The 734-nt window shown below is 61.0% G+C and carries 1 protein-coding gene; it reads left to right on the forward strand.

What is annotated here, in order from left to right; all coding sequences use genetic code 11:
- Positions 1-734 (forward strand): phosphopantetheine-binding protein (locus ACEXOE_RS23720; RefSeq protein ID WP_394751367.1); only part of this gene is annotated, 734 nt, incomplete at both ends.

A 734-nucleotide genomic window follows, 5' to 3' on the forward strand; every position in this document is an offset into this window, starting at 1 on the left:
CGCTGGCTCCCTGACGGGGACCTGGAGTTCATCGGCCGCCGCGACGGGCAGGTGAAGATACGGGGCTACCGTGTGGAACTGGGGGAGGTGGAGCACCAGATATTGGAGCATTCGGGGATAACGGACGCGGTGGTCCTGTCCAGGGAGCGTTCTAGCGACAGGTACCTGGCCTGTTACTATATTTCGGGGGAGGGCCTCTCCCCGGGCGAGATAAAGGAATTCCTAAACGGAAGGCTCCCCGCCTATATGGTGCCCAAGGAGTACATGCGGATGGATACCTTTCCGCTGACCACGAACGGGAAGGTGGACCGCAGGGAACTGGAGGGCCTTGAGCCCTTACGGGAACTTGGTACGGCGTCGCTCTCCGGTACTACGGAGGAGTGCCTGGCGGGGATCTGGTCGGACATACTGGGAACGTCCCCGGGGGAGATCGGTTCGGACACGAACTTCTTCGATCTGGGCGGCCACTCGCTGAGCGCGATATCGTTGAGGAACAGGGTGAACTCGGAATTCGATATCTCCCTTCCACTGAACGAGGTCTTCAATTCGACGGACCTTAGGTCCCTGGCGGGATCGGTCGAGGCCCATAGGGGCAAGGGCAACGGCCTTCCCCGGATATCGCGGGCACCGGATCGGGATCTCCATCCGCTCTCCTCCGCCCAGAAGCGGTTGTACTTCCTCCACGAGCTGGACCCTATGTCGCTGGGCTACAACATGCCGCACTGCTATGATCT

Source organism: Spongiimicrobium salis, from assembly GCF_043678055.1.
Lineage (GTDB): Bacteria > Bacteroidota > Bacteroidia > Flavobacteriales > Flavobacteriaceae > Spongiimicrobium > Spongiimicrobium salis.